The sequence below is a fragment of the Rhodoferax sp. TH121 genome (assembly GCF_002251855.1).
GTDB lineage: Bacteria > Pseudomonadota > Gammaproteobacteria > Burkholderiales > Burkholderiaceae_C > Allorhodoferax.
Map to the genome: position 1 here is coordinate 280,978 of NZ_NOXW01000019.1, position 26,176 is coordinate 307,153.

Sequence of the window (26,176 nt, forward strand, 5' to 3'; positions counted from 1 at the left end):
TTGCAGGGGGCAACACCGGCAGCCCGGCCCAGCCGGTTCTGCGGTGTTTCTGGAACGGGCATCGCTTCGCTTGCCCCTGTCGTTTGTTCTCGGAGCTTTTGATATGACTTCCGATTTTGTTTCGTACGCCAAGAGGCCCTTGCTCAGTGCAGTGGGCTGGGTTTCTTGGCTCGCAGCCTTGGTGCTTCTGTGTGCCCTGGTGCCAGTGCTCAATCTTTGGGTGCCAGAGGGCAGCGTCTTTCACCTCAGCGACTTCGCAGTCGCGCTGGTGGCCAAGATCATGTGCTACGCCATCTGCGCGCTGTCCATGGGTCTGATCTGGGGCTACACCGGTATCTTGAGTTTGGGCCATGGCCTGTTCTTCGCGCTGGGGGGCTATGCCATGGGCATGTACCTGATGCGCCAGATTGGGCTGGACGGCAACTACAAGAGTGCGCTGCCGGATTTCATGGTGTTTCTGGATTGGAAAGAGCTGCCGTGGCATTGGGCGCTGTCGGACAGCTTTATCGCCACGCTAATCCTCGTGGTGGCCGTGCCGGGCATCGTGGCCTTTGTGTTTGGCTACTTCGCTTTCCGTTCGCGCATCAAGGGTGTGTACTTCTCCATCATCACCCAGGCCATGACCTTTGCGGCCATGCTGCTGTTCTTCCGCAATGAAACCGGCTTTGGCGGCAATAACGGCTTCACCGACTTCAAACGCATCCTGGACATTCCGATTGCCACCAGCAGCATGCGCATGACGTTGTTTGTGTTGACGGCGGCCACGCTGCTGGGCTTCTTCCTGCTGTCGCGCTGGCTGGTGGGCAGCAAGTTCGGCCGGGTGCTGCAAGCGGTGCGCGATGCAGAAACCCGCGTCATGTTCAGCGGCTACAACCCCATCGGCTTCAAGCTGACCATCTGGACCATCTCGGCCATGATGTGTGGTGTAGCTGGGGCGCTCTATGTCACACAGGTAGGCATCATCAACCCCAGCGAGATGAGCCCGGCCAACAGCATCGAGATCGCCATCTGGGCTGCGGTGGGCGGGCGTGCCACGCTGATTGGCCCGGTGGTGGGTGCGTTCATCGTCAACGGCGCCAAGAGCTGGCTCACCGTGACCTACCCGGAGTTTTGGCTGTACTTCTTGGGCGCGCTGTTCATTGGTGTGACCCTGTTCTTGCCTGATGGAGTGGTTGGCTTGATCAAGAAACTGAAGGGAGGCAAGGCATGACCCCCGACCTCCTCGAACAAGGCGCGCGCCGTGTGCAGGCGCATATGGAGGCGCTGGCCGCTGCCAGGGGCCAAACTGAATCCGGTGGTCGTGCCGCAGGTTTTTCGCGGGTAGCGAAGGCCGGCGAAGTGGATGTGACCCATGGCCGTATCCTCTACCTGGAAGACGTGAGCGTGAGCTTTGATGGCTTCAAGGCTATCAACAAGCTCAGCCTGGACATCGCACCCGGCGAGCTGCGCTGCATCATCGGCCCCAACGGCGCAGGCAAAACCACGATGATGGACATCATCACTGGCAAAACCCGGCCCGACGAAGGCACGGTGTTCTTCGGCAGCACCATCGACCTGCTGCGCTACAAGGAGGCGGAGATCGCCCAGCTGGGCATTGGCCGCAAGTTCCAGAAGCCCACAGTGTTCGAGCAGCTCACGGTGTTTGAAAACCTGGAGCTCGCCCTGAAGACCAACAAGGGCGTCAAGGCTTCGATGTTCTTCAAGCTCGACTCAGCACAATGCGACCGCTTGGCAGAAATTCTGCACACCATCCACTTGGCCGACAGCGTGGGCCGATTGGCGGGAAACCTCAGCCATGGCCAGAAGCAGTGGCTGGAGATCGGCATGCTGCTCATGCAAGACCCCAAGTTGTTGTTGTTGGACGAACCTGTGGCCGGTATGACGGACGAGGAAACCGAGCGCACCGCCGAGCTGTTCCTTTCGCTCAAAGGCAAACATTCGCTGATGGTGGTAGAGCACGACATGAGCTTTATCCGCACCATCAGCGATATCGTTACCGTGCTGTGCGATGGCTCGGTGTTGGCACAAGGGACGCTGGATCAGGTGCAGGCCGATGAGCGGGTGATTGAGGTTTATCTGGGACGCTAAGCATGCTGAAAATCAATAACGTCAACCAGTACTACGGCGGCTCCCACATCCTGCGCGATGTGAGCCTGGAGGCCGAGATCGGCAAAGTCACGGTCATCTTGGGCCGCAATGGCGTGGGCAAGACCACGCTGCTCAAGTCCATGATGGGCCTGGTGCCCATCAAGTCTGGCAGCATCGAATTCGATGGCAAGCCCATCCATAAACTCACGCCGTACGAACGCGCGCGTATGGGTCTGGGCTTTGTGCCGCAGGGGCGTGAAATTTTTGCACGCCTGACGGTTGAAGAGAACTTGCGCATGGGCCTGGCGTACAAGAGCGCCGGTACGCCGATCCCGGCGGAGTTGTTCGAGTTGTTTCCGGTGCTCAAGCAGATGCTGAACCGCCGTGGCGGTGACTTGTCTGGTGGGCAGCAACAGCAACTCGCCATAGCACGAGCGCTGGCGGCCGGCCCCAAGGTGTTGATTCTGGACGAGCCGACGGAAGGCATCCAGCCCAGCATCATCAAGGACATTGGCCGCGTCATTCGCATGCTGGCCGACCGGGGCACCATGGCCATTGTGCTGGTGGAGCAGTACTACGACTTTGCCGAAGAACTGGCCGACCAGTATGTGGTGATGGAGCGCGGCGCAGTGCTGGCGCGCGGCATGGGCCAGAACATGGAGATTGACGGAGTGCGCGGACTGGTGGCGATTTAGGCGGGGGCGCTGACCTCGGCAGTGGCCCGTTTGCCCGTGCGCAACGCCAGGCCACCGGCTTGGCGCTTTTGCTCGCCCAGCGATGCGCGGCTGACGGTGGGGCCGCACAGCCCGCGCAACTCCTCGACCGTGGCAGAGAGCGCCAACGCTTCTGACACCTTGGCCGCATGCTTTTGCAGCAGCTGGTAGGCGTTGTCGATGAGGCGCGAGTTCAGTGTCTCGCGGCCATGCAGGATGAGGTTTTTGACCGCTGCCGTAGGGTTGCCCGACATGCTTAGCGCCATGGCGGTTTCGGCGTACTCCAGCACCTGGGCTTGCGCGTTGCGGATGGTGTCGGCATAGGGGGGGTAAGCGCTGGCGCTGGCGGCCAGCAGCTCGGTGAGCGAGCGATTGCTGCAAAACCGTTTCGCCAGCGTGCCCACGGTGGACTCCACTTCGTTGAGCTGAATGGCCTTGTTTGACAACTGCGCCAGAAGCGCCACCAGGTTGCATGCTGATTCAAAATCAAACAAGGGCTCGCGCACGGTTTTGGCCATATCCCGCACCGTCTCCACCGCACGTGCAAACTGGTGCTGCTGGATCAAGTTGAGGGCAGCCACGATACCTGACAGGCGTTGCAAGCGCGCATTGTCCGGGTCTTTGTCGATCAGGCGCATGAAGTCGTCATGGCAGCGCTGCAGGCCTTTGCGGTCTGCCAGCTCCAGCCGCACAAAGGCCAGCAGCACCAGTGTTTGCGCATCAAACATCTTGGACTCGAGGCCCAGGCGCACCGTCTTGTCGAGCAGCTTTTCGGCTTCTTCGTGGTCACCTGCGTAGTAGGTCATCATGGCCAGGTTTTGCAAGCGACTGATGGAGGCCGGCGTCAGTGTGGCGGCCATTTTGTAGGTCTCCAGCGCCTTGTCAAAACGCCCCAGCTCAAAGTGCGCGCGGCCCATTACATCGTAGGCGTCGGCGTAGCTCGGGTCTTCGCTGATCAGTCGCTCCAGTGTGCTGGTGGCCTGGTTGATCTGCCCGGCCTCCAGCAAAGAGCGGGCTACGCCCAGCTTGGCCCAGGGCAGGGTCTTGGCGTCCACCACAGCCTTGTACAGGGTTTGCGCCTCGGCGCAGCGGCCAATGCGCAGCAACAGCTCGGCCCCCACGCGTGCGGCATAGAGCCAGAACATGCCTTTGCTCTCGAAGCGCTCCAGGCACAGCTTGGCGGCTTCTTCAAAACGTTCGTCTTCGATGGCGCTGAAGATCTCTTGCAACGACACCTTGCGGATGCGCGCAGCGACCAGTCGCTCCCCGAGTTGGGTGGCTTTGTGGGGCTTGAGCATGTAGCCATCCAGCGCCGACTCGGCCGCCTCGGCTACCTTGGCGTAGGTGGCCTCACCGGTGATCATGATGAAGATCGTGGAGAAAGGCAGCAGCTGGTTGCGGCGCAGGTCGTCCAGCAGGTCTTGGCCCGAGGTGTTGTCGCTGGGGAAGTGCTGCTCGCACAGCACAAAATCGAAAGACTTGAATTCGAGCTGTCGGCGCGCATCCACCGGGCGAGCTGCCTGGGCCACAGAGGCCACACCAAAATCGCGCAGCTGAGACACCAAAATCGAGCGCGAAGTGGGGTTGCCGTCCACAACCAGTGCGGAGCAGGCGGAGAAATCGTTTTCTAAGGCAGCCATCAGGAGTCTTGCCGGTGCGCCCGGCGGTGCGGGCGGTGGTCTATCGATGGCGCATTATGGGCGCTGTGCTACCAAATAGATAGCCGTTCACATCGCCCAGATACGAGGGTCGGCCGCTTCCAGCGCCCACTGCTGGGCGCGCCAGGCACGCCGCACGCTGCGCAGCAGCTGCATGGCAGGCTCCACATGGGGAGCCAAGACCCGCAGCACCACCAGTTGGGGGTGTGGGCTGGTCACGCCTGCGGTGCCCGCCAAGGCATGACCTTGCAGGCAGGCACGGGCGGTGTCCAGCAGTGACTCTTTGCGCGTGCGCGGTAGTGGGCTGCCGGATGCGAAAAACAGGGTGGCCAGGCAGCGCTGCCCGGCCATGCCAGCGGCGCTGTTGAGCAGGCGCTGGTCTTGCCCGTCGATCAGTCCCCGCTCCAGCCAGACACCGGGAATCTCGATGTGTTGTTCCAGCTGGCCCTGGGTGAAGGGCAAGTGGGCCATGGGCAGGCCCAGCACCGTGGTGTCCCAGCCCAGGCATTCCGCGCCGGACTCCAGCGCCAGACGCAGCTGGTTGCGGGCCTGGCAGGCGTCGTAACAAATGGCTTCCAGTGGCAACCACTCCAGGCGGGCGCCAGCCTCCAGGCTCAGGCGCGTGGTCTGGGTGGCCCAGGGGCCTTCGGATCGGTAAAAGCGCGTGGCGCCGGGTGTGGTGATGAGGCCGTGCGCACCGGCTCCCACGTGTACCCGCAGGTCCAGGGTGTCGCCGCCCACCAGGCCACCGGGCGGATGCACCAGCACGTTGTGGCAAATGCCATCGCCCTCGGGGTACAGGCTTTGCAAGATGCGCAGTGGGCCGCTGTGCTGGTGGCGTGCCACGCAGCGGTCGGTTTCCAGGCGGTAGTTCAGGTCTAACTGGGCGTGCCACACCATGGGGATTTGTCTGCCGAGGCGTGGGCCTCAGGGTTTCCAGAAGTTCAGGTGCAAGGCGGCAATGGCCTCTTCCACCGCGGGCACGGGCCCGATCACCGTCACCTGCTTTTGGCCTGCCGCCAGCACGGTGCGGCTCGGCAGATCCATAGTGGGGTTCTCGCTGTGGTTGCCGGTCAACTCCAGCAGGCGGCGTTCGGTCATGCCGAACACCAGCGTGCCGATGTTGGCCCAATACTGCGTGCCCGCACACATGGCGCAGGGCTCTACCGTGGTCACCAGCGTGCAGCCCCACAGGTAGTCGGCAGTGAAGTTGGTGGCGGCCGTGCGGGCCAAGGTGGACTCGGCATGGTTCACCGTGTCCACATTGCCTTGTTCGGCCAGCACCGTTTCGCCATCCGGTGCTACCAAGATGGCGCCAAAAGGGTGCTTGCCCAAGCCGATGGCACGCTGTGCCACAGCGTTGGCGCGCAACAGATGGCGCTCGATTTGTTCAGGCGTCATCAGCAACCCGCCGCCGGGCCGCCCCAAGGCGGGTTAGCCCCCTCGGGGGGCAGCGCAGTACACGTAGTGACGAGCGTGGGGGCCATATTACTGATTTTGCGAGCCGCGGTGGGCCCAACCGGTGGTGTGCTTTTCAATCGCGCTGAACAGCTCGTACATCACCATGGCCATGGCGCCCACCACCACCAGGCCGGCAAAGGCCAGACCCATTTGCATGGCCGAGCCAGCGCTGATCAGCAGGTAGCCAATGCCTTCGTTGGCGGCGGTCATTTCAGACACCGTGGTACCCACAAAGGCCAGTGTGATGGCAACCTTGAGCGAACCATAGAAGTAAGGCATGGAGCGTGGCAGGCCGACCTTCATCAGCACATCCCAGCGTTTGGCGCCCAGCACGCGCAACACGTCTTCCAGCTCGGGCTCCAAGGTGGCCAGGCCGGTGGCAATGTTCACCATGATGGGAAAGAAGCTGATGAGGAAGGCCGTCAGGATGGCCGGGCCCACGCCAATGCCAAACCACACCACCAAAATAGGCACAAAGGCCGCCTTGGGCAAGGCATTAAAAGCCGTCATCAGCGGGTACACCGCGGCATAGGCCAGGCGCGAACTGCCGATCACAAAACCCAGCAATACCCCCACCACAATGGCAATGCCAAAACCCGCCATGGTGACCCAAAAGGTGCGCCACGCGTGCCCCGCGATGATGCCCTTGAACTCCCAGAACTGCGTCCAGATGCGCCAGGGGCTGGGGAAAATGAACTCAGACACTTCAAAGGCCGAGCACAGGATTTGCCAGAGCACGATGAAGCCCACCAGCAAGATCCAGGGAGCCCAAAACTCCACTTGTTTTTTGTTCATGGCCTGGCCTTATTGGTTGATGGTCGCGCCAGTCTTGCGCATGGCACCAATGTGCCCGCGCAGCTCGTGCACGATGTCAGTGAATTCCTTGGTGTAGGTGATCTCCAGGTCGCGCGGGCGCGGCAGGTCGATCTCCTTTTTCACCACAAAACGGCCCGGGCTCTTGCTCATCACATACACCGTGTCGGCCAGAAACACCGATTCGCGCAAGTCGTGCGTGACCAAAATCACGTTGAATTGCTGCTCGGTCCACAGGTCGCGCAAGATGCACCACAGCTCTTCGCGCGTGAAGGCGTCGAGCGCGCCAAACGGTTCGTCCAGCAGCAGCATCTTGGGTTCGTGGATCAGCGCGCGGCAAATGCTGGCGCGCTGCTGCATGCCGCCCGAGAGTTGCCAGGGGAACTTGTCCTCGTAGCCGGCCAAACCCACCTTCTGCAGCAGCTTGCGCGCACGCTCCTCATACTCCTTGCGCTTGGCCTTGAAGGTGGAGCGGTAGGGCTCCACGATCTCCAGCGGCAGCAGCACGTTGTCCACCGTGGTGCGCCAAGGAAGCAGTGAGGGCGCCTGGAAGGCCATGCCCGAAATCTTGAGCGGCCCCGTCACCGGCTGGTTGTCGATCAGGATCTTGCCCATGGAGGGCATCTTCAGGCCGGTGGTCAGCTTCATGAAGGTGGACTTGCCGCAGCCCGAGGGGCCGACGATGGCGATGAACTCGCCCTTGCGCACCTTCAGGTCAATGGCCTCGACTGCAAAGTGGTTCTGCTTGAGCAGCTCCTCGTTGTAAGCGAGCCAGACATCCTGAAAATCGACAAACCAGGGGGTGGCGGGTGCACTCATGGTTTACTTCTTGGGCAACACGTCCAGCGCGGCCTTCGCGGGCAGGTAGCTGCCGTTCCACACCACATCGGGGTTCACGCGGCTCTTGGTATTGAAAGCATCCGACACTTGCGATGCCATCAGCGACAGGCGGGGACCATTGACCTGGCCAAAGCCTTCAGCACGTGCATTGGGGCTGTTGATGACAGTATCGATGGCCAGCTTGAGGCGACGGGTTTCGAGTTCCGCGTTAATGATGCCGTCACGCGCCTTCACATCGCCAATGGCCGCGGCCGGGTTGCCCATCACGTCCTTCATGCCCTTGGCAAAGGCTGCCAAAAAGGCTTTCACGGCTTCGGGGTTCTCTTTCAGGATCTTGGGCGAGGCGATGATGGCGTTGCCATACAGCTTCACGCCGTATTGGGGGTAGGGCAGCACCACCACATCTTCGGCCTTCACGCCGCGGGCTTCCAGGTTCAGCAGCGAGGTGAAGGTGAAGCCGGTGATCGCGTCCACATCACCACGCGCCAGCATGGTTTCGCGCAGTGGGGGGTCCATGGCGGTCCACTGCACGCCGGTGACGTTGTTCGCTTTGGAGAAGATCGGGAAAGCACGGCGGCCCGCGTCAAACACGGGGGCGCCCAGCTTCTTGCCATTCAGGTCCGCCGGGGTTTTGATGCCGCTCTTCTTAAGCGCCATGACCGAGGCCGGCGTGTCGTTGTAAACCATCATGATGGCCACAGGCTTGTTGGGCGCATCCGCGTTGTTGGCGTGGAACTCCATCAGCGCCGCCATGTCGGCAAAACCCATGTCGTAGGCGCCAGACGCCACACGGGTCACCGTGCCGCCCGAACCGTTGCCTGCGTCGATGGTGACGTCCAGCTTGGCGTCTTTGAAATAGCCCTTGGCGGCGGGCGTCAAAAACAGGGCGGCCGGGCCTTCAAAGCGCCAGTCGAGCTGGAACTTGATGGGCGTGCTTTGGGCCATGGCAGAACCGGCCGCCACGGTGGCGGCAGCAAAAGCAATGGCGTGGAGAAACTGGCGCTTTTTCATGGGAACTCCTACAGGTTGTCAGATGGAAATGGCAAAGCAAGAAGAATGCCCAAAAATGGGGCGCGTGGTCGTTGTCAGGGCCGCAGCAAATCCAGCAGGCTGCGCGCCACCACCTTGGTCGCCTTGCGCAAATCGTCCAGGCTCACGCGTTCATCGGCCCGCTTGGCGTGCGACTCCAGCACAGTGCGGGGGCCGGCGCCGTAGATGACGCCGGGAATGCCGCGCTCGGCGAACAGGCGCACATCGGTGTAGAGCGGCGTGCCCATGGCGGGGATGGGTTCGCCAAACAAGGCTTCGCCATGTTTTTGCAGCGCATCCACCAGTGGTTTGTTACCTGCCAGGGGGCGCATGGCGTTGGCCAGTAGCAAGCGCTTGATGTCTACCGTAATTCCGGGCACTTGGGCCGCGGCATCCGCAATCACTTTGCGGATAGAGGCTTCCACCTCGGTGGGGTTTTCCTCGGGGATCATGCGGCGGTCCAGCTTGAAGACCACTTTGCCGGGGACCACATTGGTGTTGGTGCCGCCTTCGATGCGGCCCACGTTCAGGTAGGGGTGGTTGATGCCGTCTACATCTGAAGTCACTTGTTTGTACAGCGTGTTCTGGGCGTACAGCGCGTTGAGAATGTGCACCGCGCCTTGCAGGGCGTCCACACCACTCTCGGGAATGGCCGCGTGGGCCATCTTGCCGTGCACGGTCACTTCCATTTGCAGGCAGCCGTTGTGCGCGGTAATCACTTGGTACGAAAAACCGGCCGCCAACAGCAGGTCGGGCTTGGTGATGCCCTTTTCCAGCAACCAGCCGGGGCCGAGTTCGCCGCCAAATTCTTCGTCGTAGGTGAACAGCAACTCCACACCACCCTTGAGCGGCAGGCCCAGCGATTCGAGCGCGCGCACGGCGAAGGTGTAGCTGGAGAAATCGCTTTTGCTGACCGCAGTGGCGCGGCCGTACATATTGCCGTCGGCAATCTCGCCGCCGTAGGGGTCATGCGTCCAGCCTTCGCCGGGGGGCACCACGTCACCGTGGGCGTTCAAGCCGATGGTGAGCCCGCCTGCAGCGTAGGCGCGGCGCACCACCAGGTTGGTGATGCTCTGCATGCCGGCGGCCTGCACCTCGCTGGCGGGCACGCTGTGTTTGTCCGCCTGCAGGCCCATGGCGGCCAGCAGCTCGGCGGTGCGGTCTGCGTGGGGCGCGTTGTTGCCGGGCGGGGTGTCGGTGGGCACGCGCACCAGTTCTTGCAGAAAGCGCACTTGCTCGTCAAAGTGCGCGTCAATCCAGGCGTCGAGTTGTTCGTAGGGGGTGGTCATGGGTGTGTAGGTTCTTGGGCCAGTTGATGCAGCAGGTGGCTGAATGCATCTACGGCGAGTTGCATGTCGTCGCTGGTGGTGGATTCCAACGGGTTGTGGCTGATGCCGGAGTTCAGCCCGCGCACAAACAGCATGGCCTGGGGCATGATTTCGTGGAGCTTCATGGCGTCGTGCCCGGCGCCGCTGGGCATGCGGTGCATGGGCACGCCCAGCGCGGTGACTGCTGCTTCCCAGCGCTGTTGCCATGCGGGCGCGCTCGGTGCGGCGCTGGCTTGCATGGTGCGGGTCAGGCTGTGGTGCAGGCCGCGGCGCTCGCAAATCATGCGCAGGCCGGTGAGCACTTTGGCTTCCAGCGCATCGCGCTGTGCGTCGGAAGGTGCGCGCAAATCCAGCGAAAACTGGCAGCGCCCGGGAATGACATTGATGGAGCCGCTGGGCACGTTCAACATGCCCACAGTGCCTACCGAGTCACCATCTTGCGTGGCGCAGTGCTCCACCAGCAAGATCAGCTCAGCCACGGCGGCGGCGGCGTCACGGCGCTGGCCCATGGGCGTGGTGCCGGCGTGGCTGGCCATGCCGGTGATTTCGCCCACATAACGCACGCTGGCGTTGATGGAGGTGACTACGCCCAGTGGAATGTCCAGCGCATTGAGTACCGGGCCTTGCTCGATGTGGACTTCCACAAAGCCTTGGTAGTCGGCGGGGTCGCGGCGGATGGCGGGGATGGCGTTCACATCCAGCCCGGCCTTGGCCATAGCGTCTCGCATGGCAATGCCGTCTGCGTCCACTTGGTCCAGCCACGTGGGGTCAAAGTCGCCGGTGAGTGCGCCCGAGCCCAAAAAGGTGGCTTTGTAGCGCTGGCCTTCCTCTTCGGCAAAGCCCACGATCTCCAGTGCGAAAGGCAGGCGCTTGCCTTGCGCCTTGAGCGCCTGCACGCAGGCTAGCGGCACGTACAGTCCCAGGCGGCCGTCGTACTTGCCGCCGTTGCGCACGGTGTCGTAGTGGCTGCCGGTGAGTAGGGTTTTAGAGGTTTTTTCGGCTTTCAGGCCGTGGTTATTGCGCGAATAGCTATCACTTTCATAGCGACCAACCACATTGCCCACCGCGTCGATGGTGGCGCTGTCGCAGCCCGCGGCCAGCATGTCGGCCTGAATCTGCCGGGCGCAGGCTAGGTGCGCTTCGGTCAGGTAAGTGACGGTGAGTTGGCCCGTGCCTGCGTAGGCGGCGTCGGTGTGCTGGGCCAGTGCCTCTTGCCAGTCCCACACCTGGTGACCCTGCGTGGGCGTGTAGCCACACTTGTCGTTGAGGCGAATCTCGGCAATGCGGTGCACGTTGCGCAGGCACTCGGCCAACTCAAAGTCCGGGTGCCCTTGCACACGGCGCTCCAGCGTGGCAATGATCTCCGCTTTGGGCAGGCCTGTGCCGCGCGGGCCACGCACCGCCAGGATGAAAGGAAAGCCGAAGCGCGTGTTGTACTCCGCATTCAGGCGTTGAATCTTGTCGAACTCGGCAGGCGTGCAGTGGGTGAGGCCGGCTTTGCTTTGCTCATGGTTGCTCTCGGCGGTGAGGCTGTTGTCGACCATGGCTTTGCCCGCCAGCTCGGGGTGGGCCCGCAAAAGCGCGAGCTGCGGTTCGCGCCCCGCTGCAGCCACCACTTGCACCATGCGGTGTTTGAAGGCCGCCAGCGACACAAAAGGTCGTTGCTGCAAGGCCGTTTCCACAATCCAGGGCGAGTGTTCGTACAAGCCGTCCAGCCGCTGTGCAGCCTCCGCCAGCGGCAGGGTGTTGAGTAGTTCCAGCGTGAGCGGAGAGGATGGAGTACTCATGGCTCAGCCTTGGTAAGGATGCGTGGCTTTCCAGTGCCGCGCAATGTCGATGCGTCGTGCCACCCACACCTTGTCGTGTTGGCCGATGTGGTCCAGAAAGCGCTGCAGCGCCGTGATGCGGCCAGGGCGGCCCAGCAGGCGGCAGTGCATGCCGATGCTCATCATCTTGGGCGCGTTCTGGCCATCCGGGTCGCCTTCGGCGTAGAGCGCGTCGAAGGTATCCTTCATGTATTGGAAGAACGGGTCGGCATGCGAGTAGCCCTGGGGCAGGGCAAAGCGCATGTCGTTGCAATCCAGGGTGTAGGGCACGATGAGTTGGGGCACCACGCTGCCGTCGGTTTTCTGCACCTTCATCCAGAAGGGCAGGTCATCGCCGTAGTAGTCGCTGTCGTACTCAAAGCCGCCGTAGTCGGCCACCAAGCGGCGCGTGCGCGGGCTGTCGCGGCCGGTGTACCAACCCAGGGCGCGCTGTCCGGTGAGCTTCTCAATCGCGGCCATGCCCAGCTGCATGTGCTCGCGCTCCTGCGCTTCGTCCATGTTCTGGTAGTGGATCCAGCGGTGGCCGTGGCAGGCTATCTCGTGGCCCAACTCCACAAGTCGGCGGGTCAGCTCGGGGTAGCGCTCCAGTGCCATGCCCACGCCAAACACAGTCAGCGGCAGGCCACGTTTTTCGAACTCGCGCAGGATGCGCCACACACCGGCGCGCGAGCCGTATTCATAAATGCCCTCCATGCTAATGTGTCGGTCCGGGTAGCTGGCGGGGTTGAACATTTCGGAGAGGAATTGTTCAGAGCCCGCGTCGCCATGGAGCACGCTGTTCTCGCCGCCTTCTTCGTAGTTGAGGACGAACTGGACCGCAATGCGGGCTTGGCCGGGCCACTGTGCGTGGGGCACATGTTCTCCGTAGCCAATCAGGTCGCGGGGATAGGGGAGGGTGCTGTCGTAGGTGGTCATGGGGTGTCTGCAGGGGTAAGCGTCAGGGTCGCTTCGACGTGGTGCAAGTGTTCATCCATCAGGCGCAGGGCCAGGCCTTCGTCACGTGCCTGGAGCGCGTCCACGATGGCGGTGTGTTCTTCGTGCGAATGGGCGGCTGCAGCGCTGGACTGGTACATCAGCGTGATCAGAGCGCAGCGCGAGAGCAGGTCCATCAGCATCAGGGCCAGCACCTCGTTGCCCATGAGCTGGGCCATGCGCACATGAAAGTCACCCAGCAGCTCAGTGCGGCTGGTGACATTGCCGTCGCGCACGGCCTCTTGCTCTTGAACAATGTGCGCACGCAGTGCCTCAATGTGGTGGGGAGTGACCCCAGTTATGAATGCACGGACCATGCCCGCTTCGAGCATGCGGCGCACGGCGAACACCTGGCGCGCCTCGGCCACCGAGGGGGCCGACACAAAGGCGCCGCGTGCGGGCTCCATGCGGATGAGCCGGTTTTGCGAGAGCTGGAACAGGGCCTGGCGGATCAGCGTGCGGGAAACACCGAACTGGTCCGCCAGCTTTTGCTCGCCCAGCTTGGCGCCGGGGGCCAGCTGGTGTTCCACGATGGAGCGCGTGATGGCTTCGACGATGAAACTGGTGGTGGTGGGCTCCATGCGGCCATGATACCGACAATGCTCAAAAGTGTATACACTTTGGATTTTTCAGCGAAAGGGCAGCGCCATGGGCTTGAGCACACACGTACTGGACACCATGCACGGCACGCCCGCAGCGGGCATGGCGGTGGCGCTGTACACCACGCAGGGCGACACTGCCACGCTGGTGAAACGCTTTGTGCTCAACGCCGATGGCCGCAACCCGGACGGCCCGCTGTACGACAACGCCAGCCTGCGCGTGGGCACCTACCGGCTGGTATTTGATGTGGCCGGCTACTTCAAGGCCCGCAACGTGACCCTGCCCGAACCCAACTTTTTGAACCAGGTGAGCCTGGACTTTGGCGTGGCCCATGTGGACCAGCACTACCATGTGCCCCTGCTGGTGAGCCCATGGAGCTACTCCACCTACCGGGGCTCGTAATCAGAGCTGTCCTTCGGTGAGAGTATCCAATTGAAACCGCCCGCTTTTGTGCCACAGCCAGGTGTCCGTGTAGGTCACCTTGCCCATGCGCACGGGTGCGGGGAAAGGCGCTGCTGCGCGCACCGAGCGCTCGATGTCGGCCATCACTTCGGGGGCATGGCTGGGCGCGCGCATCCAGCGGATGTCGGTCACAAAGCCCATGCGGTCGATGTCGACCTGCAGCACCCCCACGGCGTAGAGCAGGGGCGGCAACTTGCCGGCAAAAATGCGCTGGGTGTTGCGGTCATAGAGGTGCTTGGCAGCGTCGCGGCGGTAATCCCGCGGCGTGGGTGCTTGCGAGGTATGGGTGGGCTGGGGCAGTGGGGGGGGCGCCACGGTTACGGGTGGCGGTGCCACCGGTGCGGTGGCGGCGGGGGGCGGCTTGGGTGGCGGGCTGGAGCAGCCGGCCAGCACGGCCAGCAGCCCTGCCAGAAAAGGCACATTCCAACGGGTGGGTGCGCAGCCGCGCACGGTCAAGAATTGCTGCATGGGTGGTCTCCGTTCGGTGCGTTGCCGATGTACTGTTGCGCAAATTATGGCCTGAGCCCGCAGCGCCTGGCTGCAAAAGGTATCCGATTGTGAAATGGCTTCCCCTCCTGGCGGTGCAACTGGCCCAGGCCGACGCGGTGCTGGTGCAGGTGCACAGCAGCCGCGGCTCCGTGCCGCGCGAAGCCGGGGCCTGGATGGCGGTGTTTGCCGACACGGTGCTGGGTACCGTAGGTGGTGGGCGGCTGGAGCTGGATGCCATCGCTGCGGCCCGCAATCATTTGTTGCAATTGGGCGCCACGCCATTTAGCCAGCGCTATGCCCTGGGCCCCAGCTTGGGTCAGTGTTGCGGCGGCGAGGTGCACTTGCAGTTTGAGCGCATCACGGCGCAAGACAGTGCGGAGGTGTTGCAGCGCCTACAGCCCCCACGTTTACCTGTTGCCCTGTTTGGTGGCGGCCATGTGGGCCAGGCGCTGGTGGATGTGCTGGGAACCTTGCCTTTTGCGGTGGAGTGGATCGACAGCCGCGACGGCATTTTTCCGGCTGCAGTGCCGGACAACGTGCACTGCGAACATTCTGACCCGGTGCAGGCGGCCGTTGCTAGCCTCGCACCACAGTCGCGCGTGCTGATCATGAGCTTCAGCCACGCCGAAGATTTGGACATTGTGGCCGCCTGTCTGGCCCGCCAGCGTGCGCAGGGCGATCTGCCCTACATCGGCCTGATTGGCAGCCAAACCAAGTGGGCCACCTTCCGCCACCGGCTGGAGGCGCGCGGTTTCAGCGCGGCCGAGCTGGCGCATATCACTTGCCCCATTGGCGTGCCCGGCATCCACGACAAGCGTCCCGAGGTGATTGCCGTGGCCGTGGCGGCCCAACTCTTGCAAGTGCCAACTGAACCCAAGGCTGCGGCCTGACCTGAATCCTAGGAGAACCACCGCATGGAAAGCTATTTACTCGACTGGGCCAACCTGCTGCTGCGCTGGGTGCACGTCATCACCGCTATCGCCTGGATAGGCTCGTCGTTCTACTTCGTGTTTCTGGACAGCAGCCTCACCCCGCCCGAGGACGACGACCTGAAGAAGCAAGGCGTGAGCGGCGAGCTGTGGGCCGTGCACGGCGGCGGCTTCTACCACCCGGTCAAGTTTGCCGGGGCGCCGCCCAAGTTGCCGGGCAATTTGCACTGGTTTTATTGGGAGAGCTACAGCACCTGGCTCACCGGTTTCTCGCTGTTCACCATTTCCTATTTGTGGAGTGCGGGCACTTACCTCATCGACAAGTCGGTCATGGCTTGGCACCCGCACGCCGCCATTGCGGTGGCGCTGTCGTTCCTGGTGGTGTTCTGGTTGGCCTATGACGCGATTTGCCGCATCTTTGGCCAGCGTAAAAACGGCGATGCCATCGTGGGCGTGCTGGTGGCGGTGCTGGTGTGTGTGGCCTCGTACCTGGCCTGCCATTGGTTTGCCGGGCGTGCGGCCTTTTTGCTGGTGGGCGCCATGATGGCCACCGCCATGAGTGCCAACGTGTTCTTCTGGATCATTCCCGGCCAGCGCACCATGGTGGCCGACATTGCAGCAGGTCGCCCGGTCGACCCCATCCATGGCAAGCGCGGAAAGCAGCGCAGTGTGCACAACACCTACTTCACGCTGCCCGTGTTGTTCGCCATGCTCAGCAACCACTACAGCTTCACCTACAGCCATCCGCAAAACTGGCTGGTGCTCATTGCCATGATGTTTGCGGGCGCCGCCATCCGCCAGTTCTTTGTGCTGCGCCACGGCTACAAGCTGGGCCGCAATAGCCACCCTTGGCCCTATGCGGCTGTGGGCGTGGTGGCCATCATCGGTCTGCTGGTCTGGCTCAAGCCAGCACCGCCAGCCCAAAGCGCTATTGATTCAGGAGCTGCTGGCGCAGTAGCCACGGGAACTACAGCCCCAATTGGCTATAAAGAATTGCAACCCATGCTGGCCCAGCGCTGCTATATGTGCCACGGCGAAGCCGTGCAGATGAAAAACGTGCGCCTGGACTCCCCCCAAGCCTTGGCCAGCCATGCGCAGGCCGTCTACCAGCAAGTCGTCGTCACCAAAATCATGCCCATGAGCAACTCCACCGGCATGACCGACGCCGAGCGGGCGATGGTGAAACAGTGGTTTGAGGCGGGGGCGAAGACTGAGTAATCCTCAGTCCTCCGGATCAGCGCTGCGCCGTGGCTAGGCGCAGTGCCAGGCCCACAAATACCACACTGGCGATGCGGTTGAGTACGCGCTGGGCGCGTAGCGAGCGCTTGAAGACTTGGCCGAAGCCTGCCGCGAACCAGGCGATGGTGCTGAAAGTCAGCAGGGCGGCGGCGATGAAGACGGCGCCCAGGGCGATGATCTGCAGTGCCACCGGGCCTCGGGCGGGGTCGGCGAACTGTGGCAAGAAGGCCAAGAAGAAGATGGCGACCTTGGGGTTGGTGATGTTCATGAGAACGCCGCGGCCATAGGTTTGCGCCGCACTCATGGGGGCGCTGCGGGCCTCATCGTGGATACCGACCGGCGCATTCCACGCGCCCCACGCCAGCCAGACCAGATAGGCCGCGCCCAACAGTTTGAGCACCGTGAAGGCGGCTGCCGATGCCGCAAACAAAGCGGCCAAGCCCAGCGCCACGGCGGCGGTGTGAAACAACAGGCCCGTGCACAACCCGAGCACCACCAGCAAGCCAGCACGCCGACCGTGCACCGCCGAATGCAGCAGTACGAATACATTGTCTGGCCCTGGCGAGAGGGCCAGGAGCACGGAAGTAGCGAAGAAGGTGAGGGTGATCTGCAGTGTCAGCATGGAAGTGGAGGAATGGCGATCAGTCCCCCATCCTACCGTGGGCTCAGCGAAGGGTCAGCGCCAGTGGGCTGTTTCCGCCACCCTCGACTTTGAAGAAGTCCACAAGGCCGTTGAGCCGCTGTGTCTGCTGTTGAAGGCTTTCGGAGGTGGCTGCCACCTCCTCTACCAAGGCCGCGTTTTTTTGCGTCACATCGTCCAGGTCGCCCACAGCTTCACTCACCAAACCTGCTCGCGATTCCTGCTGGATCGAGTTGTCTGCGACGGTCTGGATCAACTGGGACACATTGGTCACCGCGCGCTGCAGTTCTGCCATGGTCTGGCCGGCGTTCTGCACCAAGGCCGTGCCAGAGTCCACCTTTTCCACGCTGGAGCCAATCAGGTGCTTGATTTCCTTGGCCGCCTCGGCTGAGCGACTGGCCAAGGTGCGCACTTCGGTGGCCACCACGGCAAATCCGCGGCCCTGTTCTCCCGCACGGGCGGCTTCCACGGCAGCGTTCAGGGCCAGGATGTTGGTCTGGAAAGCGATGCCATCAATCACGGAAATGATGGCCTCGATCTTTTTGGAGCTTTGCTCAATGTCTTGCATGGTGCGCACCACACCAGACACGACATCTGCACCCCGCGCCGCGACATCGGCCGCCGCAGCGGCCTCCTGACGGGCTTCTTGCGCCGTGCGCATGCCTTCGCGCAAGGTGGCAATCAGTTCATCGATTTCATGGGCCGCACGGTGTAGCTCTGAAGACATCCGCTCTGTCCGCGATGCCAAATCGTTGTTGCCGCTCGATATCTCGGTGGATGCGATGTGGATATTGCGTGATGCGTCACGCAAGTCGGTGACCGTGGCGCGCCAACGCTGGCGCATGGATTCCATGCTGCCCAGCACCTGCGCGATTTCATCGTGTGCCGTGCTGTGGATGGCCACGCGCAAATCACCTTCCGCCAGATGCTCAGAGCGTTCCAGGGCCAGCTGCAGTGGATGACGGATGGACCTGGTAATGAGCCAAGTGGCGCCGATCCCGAACAGAACTGCCACCACCACGGCAATGGCCAGTGCCACCAGGCCGCTCTGGTTTTGGCTGCGCGCTGCAAGTTGCTGTGTTTCGATCAATTGGGCGAGGTTGTCTTGCAGTGCCCGCATATCTTGCTGCCACTGGGCTTGCGCCTTGGCCCAGGTGGCTTGGTTGGAACGCACTTCCAGCCGGATGATGACGGCAGCAACTTCGGCTGTACCAGTAGGGCCAATCTTGGCAAGCACCTCCCGGTAGTAGGCGGACGCGGCTTGGTAGCTGGTATCGAGACGCTTCAACAGGGCCACTGTGTCCGCGCTGCTCGCCATTTTCATGAGTTGGCTGGCATTGCTTTCGTAGTTTTTATAGGCAGCCTTGAGCGAGCTGAATTCGCGGTCTACGTCTTCCGGCCCGGTAACGATGCCGATATTGCCCACCGCCGACAGAGCCTGTCCCACGGATTGGGCCATCTTGTTGGCGGCCTCCACCTGGGGTGCGATGTCCTCATTGATGGTTCCCAGCCGCTTGGACGTATCGCCCATGCTGTAGACCGCCATGCCTGCGATCAGCAGCAATTGCAGCAACAGAAGCCCAAAGCCCATGAGCAGGCGCTGGTGGATGGTGAAGCGGTTCATCGTCTATATACCTCAATTGCCGATGATGGTCAGCAGTTCTTCGCGGGTGCTCGGATCGGACATGTACTTGCCATACAGCGGCGACAGACGCCGGACCATGGGCGCGACGTCCTTCACACGGACGAACTGCACCCCCTGTTTGCCGGCCGTCTCGATGGCAGATGCCACACGCTTGTTCCACAGATCGCGCATGACCAATGCGGATTCAGCCCCAGCTTTTTGGAACGCCGCCTTGTCGGCCGGGCTCAGGCTGCTCCACAACTTGGTGGAGACGACCAGGGCTTCGGGCGAGATGACATGGTTGGTCACGTACACCGATTTCGCAATCTTGTAGTGCCCCGTGGACTCAAACGAGGGCATGTTGTTCTCGGCGCAGTCCACTTCGCCCTTTTCCAGCGCGGAGAGTACGTCCTTGAAGGGCAGGGCCACGGGTGTGGCATCCATCAGCTTGACCATCTCCAGGTAAACCTCGGACTGCTGCACGCGGATGCGGGCGCCTGCCAGGTCTTTGAAACTGCCCACGCTGCGGCTGGCGCAATAGAAGGAGCGCGCGCCTCCGTCGTACCAACCCACCACCACAAAGCCCGCGGCCTGCAGCTTGGCCGCAAAGCGTTCGCCCAGCTTCCCGTCCAGGTGTTTGAACATGTGGGCGGAGTCGCTGAACAGGAAGGGCAGGTTCAGCGCTTTGAGGCCCGGCACCGCATCCGACAAGGGGCCGGAGCTGAACTCCGCCACATCGATGTCACCGGCCTTGAGCATTTGCACCGCCTTGGGCTGGTCGCCCAGGGTGGCGTTGGAGAAGATCTCGATTTGGTAGCGCCCACCAGTGCCTTGGGCCACCAGGCTGGCAAACCGTTTCATCGCCTCGGTGACGGGGTAGCCATCGGGGTGGATGTTCCAGGCGCGCAGCTTGGTTTGCGCGCCTGCGCTGGCACAGGCCAGGGCCAGCAGGCCCATGACGAACCAGCGGCTTACGGTGGGGGCTGCCATGGCATCAGGCCTTGGCGACTTCGTGGGCGCCCATGATTTCCAGGGCACGCACCAGGGCCGAGTGGTCCAAACCGGCCATGTCGTTGGCGGCACACACTTGCATGAGCTGTGCAGCACCGGCGGTTTGTGGCAGGGCCAAGCCCATGGCCTTGGCGCCGCTCAGGGCCAGGTTCAGGTCTTTCTGGTGCAGGCTGATGCGGAAGCCAGGGTTGAAGGTGCGTTTGACCATGCGCTCGCCATGCACTTCCAGAATGCGCGACGCGGCAAAACCGCCCATCAGGGCTTGGCGCACCTTGGCAGGGTCAGCGCCGGCCTTGCTGGCAAACAGCAGGGCTTCGCCCACGGCGGCAATGTTCAGCGCCACAATGATCTGGTTGGCCACTTTGGTGGTTTGGCCGTCGCCGTTGCCGCCCACCAGGGTGATGTTCTTGCCCATGTGTTGCAGCAAGGGCAGCACGGTGTTGAATGTGGCTTCTTCGGCGCCCACCATGATGGTCAGGCTGGCGGCCTTGGCACCCACTTCGCCACCAGATACCGGGGCGTCCATGTACTGGCAGCCCAGCGCGTTGACCTTCTGGGCAAACACCTTGGTTTCCATCGGCGAGATGGAGCTCATGTCTACCACTGTCTTGCCCGGCGTGAGTCCGGCGGCCACCCCGTTCTCTCCAAACAGCACGGCTTCTACATCTGGTGTGTCCGGCAACATCAGGAACACGATGTCAGCTTTCTGGGCTACTTCACGGGCACTGGCGCAGGCCTTTCCGCCGGCACGCAGCAGTTCTTCAGGGATGGCACTTTTGGTGTGCAGGTGTACGGTGTGGCCCGCAGCGATGAGGTGTCCGGCCATGGGTTTTCCCATGATGCCCAGTCCGATGAATCCAAGAGTTGTCATAGCGTGTTTGTGTCAGAGAGTGATTGAAAAATGAGGGGGCTGTCCTCAAGCCAGGTAGCGGTCACGCAGGGCTTGGGTGGCGTTGCGGAACACGCCCAAGTCGCTGCCTACGGCCACAAAGGTGGCGCCCATGTCCATGTAGCGGCGGGCATCGGCCTCCACCGGCGCTAGGATTCCGGTGGGCTTGCCCTGGGCCTTGGCCTGGGCGAACACATGGGCAATGGCGGCCTGCACCTCGGGGTGCGCGGCATTGCCCAGGTGGCCGTAACCGGCCGCCAAGTCTGACGGGCCAACAAAAATGCAGTCCACTCCCGGCACGGCGGCAATCTCGCCACTGGCGGCCACGGCTTCGCGGCTTTCAATTTGCACGGCCACACACATGTGCTGGTTGGCTTCCTGGAAGTAGTTGGGCACCGAGCCATAGCGGTTGCTGCGCTGCGCCACCGACACGCCGCGCATGCCCTCGGGCGGGTAGCGGGTCGCGGACACGGCCTGGGCTGCCTCTTCGGCGTTTTGTACAAAGGGCACCAGGAAGTTGTAGAACCCCGCATCCAGCAGGCGCTTGATCTCGATGGGGTTGTTGCAGGTGGGGCGCACAAAGGGGGCGCTCACGCTGTCCTTGAGCGCCATGAGCTGAGGCACAAAGGTCACCACATCGTTGGGCGAGTGTTCGCCATCCAACAAGATCCAGTCAAAGCCCGCCACACCCAGCACTTCGGCGGTGATGGGGCTGGCCAGGGATGCCCAGCAGCCAATCAGGCGCTTGCCGGCCAGCAGGTCCTTCTTGAACTGGTTGGGAAAAGGGCGGTAAGGGGTAGGGTAGGTCATGGCAATACCTTCAGGAAATCGGGTTGTTCTTGTAGGGGCGGTCAGGTGATTGGGGCGGGGTTGAACAGCACCAGCGCGTTGTGCAGCTTCCATTGCTCAGCCCAGGTTTTTTTTCGGCCGCTGGCCACGTCCAGCATCAGGCGGAACAGCTCCCAGCCCAGGTCTTCAATGCTGGCTTCGCCATCCGCAATACGGCCGGCGTTCACGTCCATCAGGTCGTGCCAGCGACGGGCCAGGTCGGTGCGGGTGGCCACCTTGATCACAGGGCACTCGGCCAGGCCGTACGGCGTACCGCGGCCGGTGGTGAACACATGCAGGTTCATGCCCGCGGCGAGCTGTAGCGTGCCGCAGATGAAGTCGCTGGCGGGGGTGGCAGCGTAGTGCAGGCCCTTGTGCTGTAGCTTCTCACCCGGGGACAGCACGCCGCTGATGGGCGCGGTGCCGGATTTGATGATGGAGCCCATGGCCTTTTCAACAATATTCGACAGACCGCCGGCCTTGTTGCCGGGTGTGGTGTTGGCGCTGCGGTCGGCCTGGCCACGGCCCAGGTAGGCGTCGTACCAGGCCATCTCGCGGGCCATGGCATCGGCAATCTCGGGGGTGGTGGCGCGGGCCGTCATTTGGTCCACCGCGTCGCGTACTTCGGTGGTCTCCGAGAACATCACCGTGGCCCCGGCGCGCACCAGCAGGTCGGTGCAAAAGCCCACGGCGGGGTTGGCCGTCACACCAGAGAAGGCATCGCTGCCGCCGCACTGCACGCCCACCACCAGCTCGCTGGCAGGCACAGTTACGCGCTGGCGGGCGTTCAGGCGTTCGAGGTGGGGCACGGCAGATTCCAGCACCGAGTCGATCATGCTCATGAAGCCCACATGCTTCTCGGCCTGCAGGCACACCACATCGAGCGCAGGTTCTTTTTTTGCGTCAAATTGGCCTGTAGACCCCGTATCCACTGCGCCAGCAGCTACTGGTTTGATAGCAATACCCCCGGCGGGGAATAGGCGATCGGGTTGCAACTTCTCGCAGCCCAAGCTCACCACCATCACTTCGCCGCCAAAGTTGGGATTCTTGGAGATGTTGCGCAGCGTGCGGATGGGGATGATGGCGTCGGGGGCGTCGATGGCCACACCGCAGCCATAGCTGTGTTCCAGGCCAATCACGTCGTCCACATTCGGGTAGCGTGGCAGCAGCTGCTCCTTGATGCGCTGCACCGCAAAGTCCACCACACCCGCCACACACTGCACCGTGGTGGTGATGGCCAGGATGTTGCGCGTGCCTACCGAGCCATCGGCGTTGCGGTAGCCCTCGAAGGTGTAACCCTCCAGTGGCTCGGCATTCCAGGCGCCTGCGGTTGAACGGGGCAGGTCCGCCAAGGAGCGGGCTGCGGGCATGTGCAACATGCGTTCGTGCACCCAGGCGCCCGCGGGAATGTCTTGCAGTGCGTAGCCAATGGGCACGTTGTAGCGCAGCACGGCTGCGTCTTTGGCAATCGGCACCAAGGCCACCTTGTGGCCTTGCGGCACTCGGTCCACCAGCGTCAAACCGCTGGGCAACACAGTTCCGGCAGGCAGGCCGCCATCGTTGGCAACAATCGCCACGTTGTCGGCCGCATGCATGCGGATGGTAAGCGGTGGGCGTGGGTTGGGGGCAGACATGGCGTTCAAAACCTAGGTTTGATCTGTGTCCACTCGGGGCGGTAGCGCTGCATCTGGGCCACGTCGTTGCGGGTGCGGATGCGGCAGACCTTGAACGCCTCGTGCAGCTCGGCCAGCTTGTCCTGGTCCAGCTCCACGCCTAGGCCGGGCTTGTCGGTCAGGTGCACACAGCCGCCCACAATCGGCACCTTGCCGCCCACCAACACCTCGTCGCTCTGCCAGGGGTAGTGGGTGTCGCAGGCATAGCTCAGGTGTTGCACCGAGGCGGCCAAATGCGTCATCGCCATGAGGCTGATGCCCAGGTGGGAGTTGGAATGCATGGACAGACCCAGGCCAAAGGTTTGGCAAGTTTGTGCCAAGGCCTGCGTGGCACGCAGACCGCCCCAAAAATGGTGGTCGCTCAGCAAAATTTGCACGGCATTGAGTTCAATGCTGCGTTTCAGCTCCGCCCAGTTGGTGATGACCATATTGCTGGCCAGGGGCATGCCGGTCGCCTTGTGCAGCGCGGCCATGCCTTCCAGCGTGGGCGTGGGGTCTTCGTAATACTCCAGGCTGCCGCGCAGCTTGTCGGCCACTTTGAGGCTGGTGGCCATGCTCCAGTTGCTATTGGGGTCGATGCGCAGGGGCTGGTTGGGGAAGGCCGCCTTGAGTGCCAGAATCGCGTCCGCCTCTTGCATGGGGTCGAACACACCGGCCTTGAGCTTGATGCTCTCGAACCCATACTGACCAATCATCTGGCGCGCCTGCTGAACAATTTGTTCCGCATTGATGGCTTCGCCATAGGGATCAGGGGCGTACTCGGGGTCTACCGAGGCATCCCATTTGTAAAACAGGTAGGCCGAATACGACACTTTGTCGCGCACGGCGCCACCCAGCAGCTCCACCAAGGGGATGCCAAGGGTACGCGCCTGCAGGTCCATAAAGGCCACCTCAAACGCCGAGAACGCGCTGGTCACCAGGTTGCTCGCCAGTGAGCCGGGTGCAAGCTCCATTTCCACATGGCCGGTGGAGACTTGGGGCGCCAAGGCCTTGAGCCGTGCCAGCATGCCATTGAGGTCAAAGGCCGACATGCCGACCAGGTGAGGTGCCGCACGGGTCAGCAGGCCCAGCACCGGCGCGTCGCCATAGGTTTCACCCAATCCCACCATGCCATTCGCCCCCACCACCTCGATGATGGATCGCAGGCCAAAGGGTTCGTGCACCCCCGCCGCGTTGAGCAAAGCGGGGTCTTTGATGGCGATCGGAGTGACCCGAACTGCAGTGATCTTCATGTCGGTTTACTTCAGCAACATGCCAGGCAGCCACAGGGACAGCGCAGGGATATAGGTCACGGCCATGAGCACCAGCAGCAAGGCACCGAAGAAGGGGAACAGGGCCTTCACCACTTTTTCAATCGGCAGCTTGGCGACCGCTGCACCAACGAATAGCACGCCACCCACGGGTGGGGTGATCAGGCCCATGCCCAGGTTCACCATCATGATCATGCCGAAGTGCACGGGATCCACGCCCATGGTCTTGACGATGGGTAGCAGGATGGGCGTCATGATCAGGATCAGCGGCGCCATGTCCATCAGCGTGCCCAGCACCAGCAGCAAGATGTTGATCATCAGCAGGACGGTGTACTTGTTGTCCGAGATGCTGGTGAACAGACCTGTGATCAGGGTGGGGATCTGCATCAGCGTCATGATGTAGCCGAAGCTGGCGGCAAAGCCGATCAGGATCATCACAATCGCCAGCGTCTTCACCGTGCGGTGCACCAGCTTGGGCAGCTCGGTCCATTTGTAGTCACGGTAGATAAACATCGTGACGAAGAAGGCCCACAGCACTGCGATGGCGGCAGATTCGGTCGCCGTGAACACGCCCGACAAAATGCCGCCCAGAATGATCACCATGGTCATCAAGCCCCACAGCGCGTCCACGCAGATGCGCAGCGCCTCCTTCATGGGGATGCTGCGGCCCTTGGGGAAGTTCTGCTTTTTTGCAATGAACAGGCACATGACGGCCAGCGTCAGGCCCAGTAACAGGCCGGGTAGCACGCCTGCTAGGAACAAGGCCGCAATCGACACCGAACCACCCGCTGCCAGCGAATAAATCACCGCGTTATGGCTGGGCGGGATCAGGATGGCTTGCACCGAACCGCTCACCGTCACCGCAGTGGCAAAGTCACGCGGGTAGCCTTTTTTCTCCATCTCCGGAATCAGCACCGAGCCGATGGAGGCCGTGTCGGCCATGGACGAACCCGAGATGGCACCAAAGAAGGTGGAGGCCAAGATGTTGACCAGCGAAAGACCGCCGCGCACAAAACCCACCAGCACTTCGGCAAACGCCACCAGCCGGCGTGACATGCCGCCTTCGGCCATGATGGCGCCGGCCAGCACGAAGAAGGGAATGGCCAGCAAAGAGAACTTGTTCACACCCCCTGCGATGGCAATCATCACAGCGTCGTAGGGCAGCTCAATCCACCAGGCACCAATCAGGGCCGACAGGCCCAGGGCATACGCCACGGGCATGCCAATAATCATGAGGACCAGAAACGATCCCAGCAGTACAAACGCGTCCATCAGATGGCCTCCGGTTCATTCACAGCGTGGTCAAAGGTCACGATGGCACGTGCGTGCTGCGAGCCGAACGCCAGGTGTTCGGCAATAAAAATGAAAGTAATGATTCCGCCCAAGGGGACGGGCAGGTAGGTGGCACCCACTGGCATCCATGGGATTTCGCCAATGTTTTGGCCCCAGGTCTCGATGCACAGCTTGGAGCCGTAAAACGCCATGAACAAGGCCACCACGACCATCAAGGCGTGTACTACATAGGCAGTTATTTGACGAACTGAACGTGGCAGGCGATCTGTCACCATGGCCACGGCAATGTGGGCGCCTGCCCGGTATGCGGCGGCTGCACCCAAAAAGGTAAACACCACCATCAGCAAAATGGAGATGGGCTCAGGCCACTGAGAGCCCGTGCCGAGGACGTAGCGGGCGAAGATGCCCCAAGGAATGATCAGGGACATCAGGAAGATCGAACCTCCGGACAGCCAGATACAGGCGGAGTAGAGCGCATCGCTCCAACGCAATAGTGTGTTTTTCATGGGATTCCAGAAGGC

General features: G+C 62.3%; 26 protein-coding genes. 6 read left to right on the plus strand and 20 right to left on the minus strand.

The annotated features are described in order from the left end of the window. Positions 1-103 precede the first annotated feature (103 nt). Genes urtC through urtE form a run of 3 tightly spaced genes read left to right on the plus strand, consistent with a single transcriptional unit; the run spans position 104 to position 2,783 of the window. Positions 104-1,210, plus strand: a complete 1,107-nt coding sequence (gene urtC / locus CHU94_RS05575) for an urea ABC transporter permease subunit UrtC (protein ID WP_094477599.1) — start codon at positions 104-106, stop codon at positions 1,208-1,210. Beyond that, entirely contained in the window at positions 1,207-2,088 is an 882-nt protein-coding gene (gene urtD / locus CHU94_RS05580; RefSeq protein WP_094477601.1) for an urea ABC transporter ATP-binding protein UrtD, read from the plus strand. Before urtC ends, urtD begins: the two co-directional genes overlap by 4 nt. Positions 2,089-2,090: 2 nt before the next feature. Further along, positions 2,091-2,783 carry an urea ABC transporter ATP-binding subunit UrtE gene (urtE, locus tag CHU94_RS05585; protein ID WP_094477603.1) on the plus strand — a complete coding sequence of 231 codons (693 nt, stop codon included), beginning with the start codon at positions 2,091-2,093 and terminating at the stop codon, positions 2,781-2,783. On the opposite strand, the gene CHU94_RS05590 is transcribed toward urtE, so the two are convergent. The 10 genes from CHU94_RS05590 to CHU94_RS05635 form a co-directional block, all read right to left on the minus strand. After that, positions 2,780-4,441: a tetratricopeptide repeat protein gene (locus CHU94_RS05590; protein ID WP_094477605.1), complete on the minus strand. Its 1,662-nt coding sequence runs from the start codon at positions 4,439-4,441 to the stop codon at positions 2,780-2,782. The two genes, urtE and CHU94_RS05590, sit on opposite strands and share 4 nt — an antisense overlap. Before the next feature lie 87 nt (positions 4,442-4,528). Then, a complete protein-coding gene (locus CHU94_RS05595; protein ID WP_094477607.1) occupies positions 4,529-5,359 on the minus strand; it encodes an urease accessory protein UreD in 831 nt (276 codons plus the stop codon). Positions 5,360-5,386: 27 nt separating this feature from the next. Then, positions 5,387-5,860, minus strand: a complete 474-nt coding sequence (locus CHU94_RS05600; RefSeq protein WP_094477609.1) for a nucleoside deaminase — start codon at positions 5,858-5,860, stop codon at positions 5,387-5,389. Positions 5,861-5,947: 87 nt separating this feature from the next. After that, positions 5,948-6,715, minus strand: coding sequence for an ABC transporter permease (locus tag CHU94_RS05605; protein ID WP_094477611.1), 768 nt, complete (start codon positions 6,713-6,715; stop codon positions 5,948-5,950). 9 nt (positions 6,716-6,724) lie between these two features. Next, positions 6,725-7,552 (minus strand): ABC transporter ATP-binding protein, encoded by an 828-nt coding sequence (locus CHU94_RS05610; protein ID WP_094477613.1) that lies wholly within the window; start codon positions 7,550-7,552, stop codon positions 6,725-6,727. A 3-nt stretch (positions 7,553-7,555) separates the two neighbouring features. Then, positions 7,556-8,584, minus strand: a complete 1,029-nt coding sequence (locus tag CHU94_RS05615) for an ABC transporter substrate-binding protein (RefSeq protein ID WP_094477615.1) — start codon at positions 8,582-8,584, stop codon at positions 7,556-7,558. A 74-nt stretch (positions 8,585-8,658) separates the two neighbouring features. After that, positions 8,659-9,891: an ArgE/DapE family deacylase gene (locus CHU94_RS05620; RefSeq protein ID WP_094477617.1), complete on the minus strand. Its 1,233-nt coding sequence runs from the start codon at positions 9,889-9,891 to the stop codon at positions 8,659-8,661. Further along, positions 9,888-11,717: a 2-oxo-4-hydroxy-4-carboxy-5-ureidoimidazoline decarboxylase gene (gene uraD, locus CHU94_RS05625; protein ID WP_094477619.1), complete on the minus strand. Its 1,830-nt coding sequence runs from the start codon at positions 11,715-11,717 to the stop codon at positions 9,888-9,890. The genes CHU94_RS05620 and uraD overlap by 4 nt, the downstream gene beginning before the upstream one ends. A 3-nt stretch (positions 11,718-11,720) precedes the next feature. After that, on the minus strand, positions 11,721-12,671 hold the full coding sequence (puuE, locus tag CHU94_RS05630) for an allantoinase PuuE (protein WP_094477621.1): 951 nt from the start codon (positions 12,669-12,671) through the stop codon (positions 11,721-11,723). Further along, entirely contained in the window at positions 12,668-13,309 is a 642-nt protein-coding gene (locus tag CHU94_RS05635; RefSeq protein WP_094477623.1) for a GntR family transcriptional regulator, read from the minus strand. The genes puuE and CHU94_RS05635 overlap by 4 nt, the downstream gene beginning before the upstream one ends. A gap of 67 nt (positions 13,310-13,376) precedes the next feature. Between CHU94_RS05635 and uraH the strand changes: the two genes are divergently transcribed. Further along, positions 13,377-13,730, plus strand: a complete 354-nt coding sequence (gene uraH / locus CHU94_RS05640; protein ID WP_094477625.1) for a hydroxyisourate hydrolase — start codon at positions 13,377-13,379, stop codon at positions 13,728-13,730. On the opposite strand, the gene CHU94_RS05645 is transcribed toward uraH, so the two are convergent. Next, a complete protein-coding gene (locus CHU94_RS05645) occupies positions 13,731-14,258 on the minus strand; it encodes a hypothetical protein (RefSeq protein WP_255033860.1) in 528 nt (175 codons plus the stop codon). An 89-nt stretch (positions 14,259-14,347) separates the two neighbouring features. Here CHU94_RS05645 and xdhC point away from each other — a divergent pair, with 89 nt between their 5' ends. Continuing rightward, complete coding sequence (gene xdhC, locus CHU94_RS05650) at positions 14,348-15,169, plus strand: xanthine dehydrogenase accessory protein XdhC (protein ID WP_094477627.1); 822 nt, start codon at positions 14,348-14,350, stop codon at positions 15,167-15,169. Positions 15,170-15,193: 24 nt separating this feature from the next. Next, positions 15,194-16,426 carry a urate hydroxylase PuuD gene (locus tag CHU94_RS05655; RefSeq protein WP_094477629.1) on the plus strand — a complete coding sequence of 411 codons (1,233 nt, stop codon included), beginning with the start codon at positions 15,194-15,196 and terminating at the stop codon, positions 16,424-16,426. A 16-nt stretch (positions 16,427-16,442) separates the two neighbouring features. Here the strand turns inward: CHU94_RS05655 and CHU94_RS05660 are convergent, their stop codons facing one another. Genes CHU94_RS05660 through CHU94_RS05700 form a run of 9 tightly spaced genes read right to left on the minus strand, consistent with a single transcriptional unit; the run spans position 16,443 to position 26,161 of the window. Then, entirely contained in the window at positions 16,443-17,069 is a 627-nt protein-coding gene (locus CHU94_RS05660; protein ID WP_094477631.1) for a LysE family translocator, read from the minus strand. Positions 17,070-17,112: 43 nt separating this feature from the next. After that, on the minus strand, positions 17,113-18,711 hold the full coding sequence (locus tag CHU94_RS05665; protein WP_094477633.1) for a methyl-accepting chemotaxis protein: 1,599 nt from the start codon (positions 18,709-18,711) through the stop codon (positions 17,113-17,115). A gap of 12 nt (positions 18,712-18,723) precedes the next feature. Beyond that, on the minus strand, positions 18,724-19,668 hold the full coding sequence (locus CHU94_RS05670; RefSeq protein WP_094477825.1) for a TRAP transporter substrate-binding protein: 945 nt from the start codon (positions 19,666-19,668) through the stop codon (positions 18,724-18,726). Positions 19,669-19,705: 37 nt separating this feature from the next. Further along, on the minus strand, positions 19,706-20,593 hold the full coding sequence (locus CHU94_RS05675; RefSeq protein ID WP_094477635.1) for a 2-hydroxy-3-oxopropionate reductase: 888 nt from the start codon (positions 20,591-20,593) through the stop codon (positions 19,706-19,708). A gap of 45 nt (positions 20,594-20,638) precedes the next feature. Continuing rightward, positions 20,639-21,421, minus strand: a complete 783-nt coding sequence (garL, locus tag CHU94_RS05680; RefSeq protein ID WP_094477637.1) for a 2-dehydro-3-deoxyglucarate aldolase — start codon at positions 21,419-21,421, stop codon at positions 20,639-20,641. Between the two features lie 41 nt (positions 21,422-21,462). Further along, positions 21,463-23,073, minus strand: a complete 1,611-nt coding sequence (gene garD, locus CHU94_RS05685) for a galactarate dehydratase (RefSeq protein ID WP_094477640.1) — start codon at positions 23,071-23,073, stop codon at positions 21,463-21,465. Positions 23,074-23,078: 5 nt separating this feature from the next. Further along, positions 23,079-24,344 (minus strand): glucarate dehydratase family protein, encoded by a 1,266-nt coding sequence (locus CHU94_RS05690; protein ID WP_094477642.1) that lies wholly within the window; start codon positions 24,342-24,344, stop codon positions 23,079-23,081. Between the two features lie 6 nt (positions 24,345-24,350). Further along, the gene (locus tag CHU94_RS05695) at positions 24,351-25,634 is read right to left on the minus strand and encodes a TRAP transporter large permease (RefSeq protein WP_094477644.1); all 1,284 of its coding nucleotides are present in this window, start codon (positions 25,632-25,634) and stop codon (positions 24,351-24,353) included. Continuing rightward, positions 25,634-26,161, minus strand: a complete 528-nt coding sequence (locus CHU94_RS05700; RefSeq protein WP_094477646.1) for a TRAP transporter small permease — start codon at positions 26,159-26,161, stop codon at positions 25,634-25,636. The genes CHU94_RS05695 and CHU94_RS05700 overlap by 1 nt, the downstream gene beginning before the upstream one ends. Between the last annotated feature and the right edge of the window lie 15 nt (positions 26,162-26,176).